Annotated in this window: 8 protein-coding genes and 1 pseudogene; 6 read left to right on the plus strand and 3 right to left on the minus strand. The window is 38.5% G+C overall.

What is annotated here, in order from left to right; all coding sequences use genetic code 11:
- The 5 genes from PHO71_RS24850 to PHO71_RS24870 form a co-directional block, all read left to right on the plus strand.
- Positions 1-281: hypothetical protein (locus tag PHO71_RS24850; RefSeq protein ID WP_300208849.1), on the plus strand; the 281-nt coding region annotated here is incomplete at its 5' end.
- Between the two features lie 55 nt (positions 282-336).
- Positions 337-1,059, plus strand: a complete 723-nt coding sequence (locus tag PHO71_RS24855) for a DUF5131 family protein (protein WP_300208851.1) — start codon at positions 337-339, stop codon at positions 1,057-1,059.
- A gap of 209 nt (positions 1,060-1,268) precedes the next feature.
- A complete protein-coding gene (locus PHO71_RS24860; RefSeq protein ID WP_300208852.1) occupies positions 1,269-1,637 on the plus strand; it encodes an IS66 family insertion sequence element accessory protein TnpB in 369 nt (122 codons plus the stop codon).
- 28 nt (positions 1,638-1,665) lie between these two features.
- A complete protein-coding gene (gene tnpB / locus PHO71_RS24865) occupies positions 1,666-1,986 on the plus strand; it encodes an IS66 family insertion sequence element accessory protein TnpB (RefSeq protein ID WP_300208854.1) in 321 nt (106 codons plus the stop codon).
- 280 nt (positions 1,987-2,266) lie between these two features.
- Entirely contained in the window at positions 2,267-3,055 is a 789-nt protein-coding gene (locus PHO71_RS24870) for a transposase (protein WP_300208856.1), read from the plus strand.
- 96 nt (positions 3,056-3,151) lie between these two features.
- Here the strand turns inward: PHO71_RS24870 and PHO71_RS24875 are convergent, their stop codons facing one another.
- From PHO71_RS24875 to PHO71_RS24885, 3 genes are read right to left on the minus strand one after another with little or no spacing between them, the layout of a single operon-like run.
- Positions 3,152-4,159, minus strand: a complete 1,008-nt coding sequence (locus PHO71_RS24875) for a tyrosine-type recombinase/integrase (protein ID WP_300208858.1) — start codon at positions 4,157-4,159, stop codon at positions 3,152-3,154.
- On the minus strand, positions 4,156-5,139 hold the full coding sequence (locus PHO71_RS24880; RefSeq protein ID WP_300208860.1) for a tyrosine-type recombinase/integrase: 984 nt from the start codon (positions 5,137-5,139) through the stop codon (positions 4,156-4,158). The genes PHO71_RS24875 and PHO71_RS24880 overlap by 4 nt, the downstream gene beginning before the upstream one ends.
- The gene (locus PHO71_RS24885) at positions 5,123-6,058 is read right to left on the minus strand and encodes a tyrosine-type recombinase/integrase (RefSeq protein ID WP_300208862.1); all 936 of its coding nucleotides are present in this window, start codon (positions 6,056-6,058) and stop codon (positions 5,123-5,125) included. Before PHO71_RS24885 ends, PHO71_RS24880 begins: the two co-directional genes overlap by 17 nt.
- Positions 6,059-6,191: 133 nt before the next feature.
- On the opposite strand from PHO71_RS24885, the pseudogene PHO71_RS24890 reads away from it, so the two are divergent.
- Positions 6,192-6,809 (plus strand): annotated as a pseudogene (locus PHO71_RS24890) (IS66 family transposase); the annotation flags it as partial.
- Positions 6,810-6,884 lie beyond the last annotated feature (75 nt).

Consider the following 6,884-nt stretch of genomic DNA (forward strand, 5'->3'; position numbering starts at 1 on the left):
GGTATGTGATACACGGCGGCTTTGGTAAATCAAAGCCGCTATTTTTTTCCAAACAAGATCGGAGGAGACGGACAATGAGTAAATATGAGCCGCTTTGGAAGGCGATAGGTCAACGCACGGAGAACAGTTTCGCGCTGACCTATGCCGAGATTGAACAGATTCTGGGCTTTCCCATCGACCACGCCTTTTTAACCTTCAAGAAGGAGCTGCCCGCCTACGGCTACGAGGTGGGTAAGATCTCCATGAAGGCACAGACGGTGACGTTCAAACGCTGCGTTTGACAAGCGGCTGCGTTTCTGCTATCATCGGCTTCACCCATCCAAGAGGAGGAACACTATGAACTGGGAGCCATGGACAGGCTGTTACAAAATAAGTGATGGCTGTACAAATTGCTATTTTTATGGTCCGTATGCAAAACGCTATGGTCAAAGCACAATACAAAAAACAGATAAATTTGATTGGCCCGCAAGGAAAAATGCAAATGGCGAATACAATATCAAAGGCAACAAAATTCTTCCAACCTGTTTTGCGACTGACTTTTTCCTGCCAGAAGCAGACGAGTGGCGTAAAGACATTTGGGCTATCATCAAGGAAAGAACTGATATTGATTTCTTGATTTTAACAAAGCGAATTGACCGTTTTCTCGTATCACTTCCACCCGATTGGGGTGCAGGCTATGACAATGTGAATATTGGTTGTACTGTCGAAAATCAAGCATTAGCTGATTACAGACTGCCACTCTTTTTATCTTATCCGATAAAGCGGCGGTTCATCGCTTGTGCCCCACTCTTAGAAAAGATAGATTTGACACCGTATCTTCGTGGAGTAGACCATGTGACAGTTGGCGGTGAAACGGGTCGAGAAGCTCGTGAATGTGATTATGATTGGGTACTTAATATCCGTGAACAATGCGTAAAAGCAAATGTAACATTTTGGTTCAAAAACACAGGCTCACTTTTTAAACGTGACGGTGTAGTGGAAAAAATAAATCCATTTAAGCAAACCAGTATAGCAAAAGAGCTTGCTATCAATATTTTAGATGAAAAAAGGTTATTTTGACAGGAACGGAATAGTATAAAATATTTTTTCCTATTTTGTTTGATGAATGTTCTGAACGATTCAAACGAGGATACCCTCCGAAACGTAAACGGTAGATAGTGGGTACTCTAGACCGTTTTTCATATTTCTGAGAAAATAGACTTAACTTTTATTCTTGTTCAAAAAGTTCAGTACTCAACTTTTTGGACTCACTAAACGGAGGTAAGTCTATGAACTCAACAACAAGTATGGTTGCCACACACTATCGGTTACAGGAATGGGCTGAGCAAGTCAGAGCATGTCAGAACCGCCCTGATGGAACGAAAGTCATCGACTGGTGTACCCAAAATGGCATAACCAGAGCGGATTACTACTATCGGCTTCGTAAGGTTCGCGAAGCCTGCCTCGAAAGCATGCCAAAGGATATGCTGGGGGCATCCATTGTTCCGGTTCCCGCTGAAATCATGAACCCAAAGCCAGATCCAAACGCAAGTGTAGGTCTGGATATCTCTGCGAATGGCTTTACTATTCATGTGACAGAAGCTACATCACTGGAATTGTTGTCTACAATACTGCAGGTGATCGCTCATGCTCAATGATGCCACATGTTTTAAGCAAATCTTTCTAGTGACCGGATATACAGACCTTCGCTCCAGCATTGACCGCTTGGCAAGTATCATAGAAGTTCAAACAGGAATTAACCCTTTTTCGCCCGATACACTTTATCTTTTCTGCGGAAGAAAAGCAGATAGAATAAAGGGATTGGTCTGGGAGAATGACGGGTATCTCCTACTATATAAGCGCCTTGCGCAAGGCCAATATCAATGGCCTCGAAATGCAGCTGAAGTAAGACTCCTGACTCCACAGCAATTTCGCTGGTTAATGGAAGGTCTCACCTTGACACCAAAGAAGTCGGTAAAGCAGGTATCACCTGAGTATGTTACATAAGCTTTGTGCAAAATAGAGAAAATATATCCTGTTTTTCACACGATAAGAAACCGAAAACCATATATAGATAATCACTTTCTGCATGCCTTGAAGCAGTGATATATAAACGATATTTATCTCGAAATAAAATCTGCCGTTTCGAAAGACATTCAATTATCACCCCGCTATGGGATTCTGAAAGCCTTACAACCATAGGCATTATGACGAAGGCACAAGAAAATGAAATTCGCCAAATGAGGTATAATACGCTATAATAGACTTAATGAAAGGATGGTCTGTTATGGCAATGAAGTATACTGAAGAACAACTAAATAATTTCGATAAGACAGTACTGGTTCAGTTACTTCTGGCTAATCAGGAACAGCTCGCATCCATTGATCAAAAGCTTCAGCTGGTGCTGGAACAGCTTGCTTCTGCAAACCATAAACGCTATGGTCGATCTTCCGAAAAGCTGGACTCCAGTCAGCAGATCGCATTTAAAGAAGTAGATGATCAGATCGTATTCTTCAATGAGGCAGAAGCAGTTGCTAACCTTGACGATGCTGACTATGAGGAAGATACCACAAAATCAAAGCCAGGGAAGCACAAAGGCAAACGGGAAGAAGATCTAAGCGGACTTCCCATCGTCAAGACATGGCATACCATGACTGAAGATGAACTTCGTGAGGAGTTCGGCGAAGCATCATGGAAACAGCTTCCGGATGAAGTCTACAAACGTTATAAATTCACTCCATCCAAAGTAGAAGTAGAGGAACATCATGTAGCGGTTTATGCCAGCAAAAAAGATGATCACATAATTAAAGCAAAGCATCCTGGCTATCTTCTTAGAAACAGTCTGGTTTCTCCATCGTTGGAGGCTGCTATCCTAAACGGAAAATATATCAATGCCGTTCCTCTTTACCGTTTGGAGAAAGAGTTTGAGCGATATAATCTTAAGATTACCCGACAGGATATGGCGAACTGGACTATCCAGTGCGCAGACCGATATCTGGCAATTCTGTATGATTATCTGCATGAGCAGATTTATGATTATCATGTACTCCAGGCGGATGAATTATGTATAGCTTAACATAATTCATCTTATGAAAAGCTAATTATTATGTTAAGTATATGGGAAGAAACCTGATTTTACAGGATTCTTCCCCAAAATTACTATACATAATATTTAAACATTATTTTTCAACCAGTCTAGAAGAGTTTGTTTTTCTTTGTCGGAGAATTTATCAATAGCAGTATCGATGTTCATAGCAGCTTCCTCTAAGAATTTACGTTTGATTTCGGGATTTGATTTGGCATAAATTTCTGTTGTTATGACAGATGAGTGTCCAAGAAAATCTCTGATGTATATAAGATTTACACCACTTTCAAGAAGATGCATAGCTTTTGAATGTCTTAGAACATGTGGGTGTATGCTAGCACCGAACAATTCAGCTCGTTCTTGTTTTGCCGTTTCTGTATATTTCTTCAAAATATATGATACCCCAGAGCGAGTTAATGGTTCTTTTCGATTATTGGTAAACAAAGTTTGCTGTGGATTCATGATATGATATTTCGCAGTATATCTGCTAATGATAGAAATAACATTAGTACTAATAGGAATAACACGAACTTTTCTTCCTTTACCAGTGACGGTAATCGTGGCAGGTGTATGGAAAGATATATTTCCTAACTGTATATCTATAATTTCCTGAACTCGACACCCAGACTCATAAAGCAGTGATAATAAAGCAAGATCACGAATTCCATTGCGGGTGACAGAGCAAGGCTGCTTTAACAATAAAGATACAGCATCAACAGTTAAATAATCTACAGTTTTAGATGTGCCCTTTTTGATCTTTATATCCAGAACCTGTTGAAATGTATCCATATATTCAATTGCATTGGAGGAGGCATATTTACTAAAAGATTTCAATGCGGCAAGACGCTGGTTTCTGGTAGAAACAGTTGCATTCCTCTCTATTTCTATCCACTCAAGAAAACCGAGAATATTTTCTTTGTAGAATATTTCAATGCCAATACGTCCCCTAGGACATAATTTATTTTTATCTGCAAAGTTAAATAATAATACAAAGGTATCCCGATAGGATTTAACAGTGTTTTCAGAATAGCCGGCGATATTTGGAAGATAATTTGTAAAAAAGGATGTGATAAGAGTTGTTAATGATGAATTCATGATTCTACCTCCGGAAAGATGATATCTGCTTGAGCCTGTGTATAATGAAGAACATTTATGAAGTAGTGTTTTGTCAAGCGAAGATAGTATTCAGTTGATTCAATGCCTTTGTGTCCCATATATGTACTGAGTGCAGGCAGAGAGCAATACGGATCCAATCCTTCATCAATAGAATGCTCCAGTGAATGTACTGCGAAAGTATGCCTTAAATCATGTATTCTGGGATATCTTCCAGTTGGCAGAACTGGTATCTCTGCTTGCAACATAAGCTTTTTAAATGTGTTGCGTATAGTTATGGGAGAATAACATTCACCTTTCAAAGATGGAAAAAAGAATTCGTTTTCTGATCTATCAACGAAGGAATCATATTTTCTTAAATATTTTGTAAGGGAGTCGGACATGGGAATCATGCGGGATACGTTGTTCTTTCCATTATGGAAAGTAAATATTCCTTCATCAAGATTAACGTCTTCTGTTTTTAGATGAACAGTCTCACCTATACGTGGGCCACAAGCATAAAGGGTGCGTAAGATAGCAGGATATACATGAGGAGTATTTACAAATTTATTTTTATTTGGTCCAATCCAGTCTGCGCATTCAAATATACGATATATTTCTCTTTTAGAAAATATATATGGAGTAAAGTCTTTGGGACATTGGATAAGAGTAGCAGGATATATATACGGATCATACCCTTTTCTTTTTAAGAAAAGGCCGTATTGGCGTACATAAGACTGATTAGCATGAATAGTTCTGGGACGTGAAGAAGTAAATTGACTTAGGTATCCGTCAACATTTTCTTTCGTGAGTTTTAATACATCTTTACTAACTGAATTATTATAAAGGTAGTTGAGCAGCTGATCACATTTCTTTTGGTCATCATAACCAAACTTGAATCCCAGAGAGTGTTTGTAAGAAATATATTCTTCTGCTACATCCCTGTATTGTTCAGGGAATTTATAATTATTTTTTATTTTCATCCGGAACCTCCAATGCGAAATGTTTTAATGTTTCAAAGTCGATATTTAAATATATTTTTGTAGTATTTAGGTTGGTATGACCCAAGACATCTTTTATTACATGCATAGGTGTGTTATTCTTTAGAAGGTTGCTGGCTAATGAATGTCTTAATGCATGTGGACCATGTTTTCGCTTGGATACGTCCAAACCTGCAATCGTGAAATACTTTGATACAACAGAGTGCATTTGACTGGCAGCTATCATTCCATAGTGATTTTTCATGCCAATAAACAACAACTCTGAGTTGCATACAGGCCTAGCAGAACGTAGGTAGTCAATAAGTGCGAACTTTATATTTTCAAGCAATGGAAGTTGATTAAATACCCCTGTTTTATATTGAGTGAATTCAATTGTGTTACGTTCCCAATGAATATCAGAAAGTTTTAATCGGCATATATCTCCAGAGCGTATACCTAATTCAGCTGCAAGAAGCACAATAATAAGATCGTGCTTCCCTTTAGGGACACCACTATTAATGCATAAAACCAACTTTTTAACCTCTTCTTCTGAATAAAAAGATAGAATTCGATTATTTTTATTAGTTACGATTACAGGGAAAAGTTCGTTGCCCGAATAAAGAATGATTTTCTCTTTATAAAGGAAGTTGAAGAAGTGCCTGAGAATAAAAGCTTTACCGCTCTTAGTGGTTGAAGAAAGAGATGAAATACTTTGCATAAAATCAGCCACATGATTATGCTTGCATTGTGCAAAAGATGTGATGCAACTATCGCCAAGATAGTTGCACAAAGAAGTGATTGTTACACGCTTACTACGGATGGTATCAGGTGCTTGATCTTTAAATTCATCAAGACCTTGATATTGGATAATGATACTTTGGAATTGTGGGTAGCGTAAAATTATTTTTGAGTTTTTGTACATAAGCTAATTCTCCTTTCAAAGAGAATATCGCTTAAAGATTATGTAAAGTTTATAGATGAAAAAAGAATTGAATAACAAGAAAAGTAGCTAATTACTTTACATAATAATTAGCTTTTCATAAGATGAGACGCCGGTCCTTGTAAATAAAGATGGGCGTACTGCCGGATCAAAGAGTTACATGTGGGTGTATCGCACGGGCAGGATGTATCAGGATAAGCAAATCGTCCTGTACGATTACCAGCAGACCAGAAACACAAGTCATCCCAGAGAGTTCCTTAAGGATTTCAAGGGAGTCTGTGTTACCGATGGATATCAGGTATATCACACCTTAGAAAAGGAACGTGAAGATCTGACCATCGCCGGTTGCTGGGCACATGCCCGCCGTAGATATGATGAAGCGATAAAGGCTCTTCCTGAGAAAGACCAAAAGAGCTGCCTCGCATATCTGGCATTAAAGCAGATACAGGCAATCTACCGGGAAGAAAAGCGATTAAGCGAGCTTTCACCGGAAGAAAGATTAAAACTTCGCCAGGTCAGTGTAAAACCACTGGTAGAGGCTTACTTTGTATGGATAAAAGAACATATCGGTAAAGTCCTCTCAAAAAGTAAAACATGGAGTGGATTTAACTATTCCATCAATCAGGAAAAATACCTTAAAGCATTCCTTGATGATGGTGAAGTGCCAATGGATAATAATGCCGCCTTATCCGCAGGATATTTTAATCCTCATCTTTTTATGAGATGTGGATAGAATAAGTATTCTTATGAAAAATGTGGGTATTATTGTTATAGTTTGAGATAATAGAATCATCAAATATGGAGGTGA

Origin of the sequence: Bacteroides sp. (assembly GCF_028690125.1) — a bacterium.
Classification (GTDB): Bacteria; Bacteroidota; Bacteroidia; order Bacteroidales; family Bacteroidaceae; genus Bacteroides.

What these genes read in the sequence shown, in the direction of transcription:
- PHO71_RS24855 (WP_300208851.1), top strand. Translation starts at nt 337, where the DNA reads ATGAACTGGGAGCCATGGACAGGCTGTTACAAAATAAGTGATGGCTGT.
- PHO71_RS24860 (WP_300208852.1), top strand. Translation starts at nt 1,269, where the DNA reads ATGAACTCAACAACAAGTATGGTTGCCACACACTATCGGTTACAGGAA.
- PHO71_RS24870 (WP_300208856.1), top strand. Translation starts at nt 2,267, where the DNA reads ATGGCAATGAAGTATACTGAAGAACAACTAAATAATTTCGATAAGACA.
- PHO71_RS24875 (WP_300208858.1), bottom strand. Translation starts at nt 4,159, where the DNA reads ATGAATTCATCATTAACAACTCTTATCACATCCTTTTTTACAAATTAT.
- PHO71_RS24880 (WP_300208860.1), bottom strand. Translation starts at nt 5,139, where the DNA reads ATGAAAATAAAAAATAATTATAAATTCCCTGAACAATACAGGGATGTA.
- PHO71_RS24885 (WP_300208862.1), bottom strand. Translation starts at nt 6,058, where the DNA reads ATGTACAAAAACTCAAAAATAATTTTACGCTACCCACAATTCCAAAGT.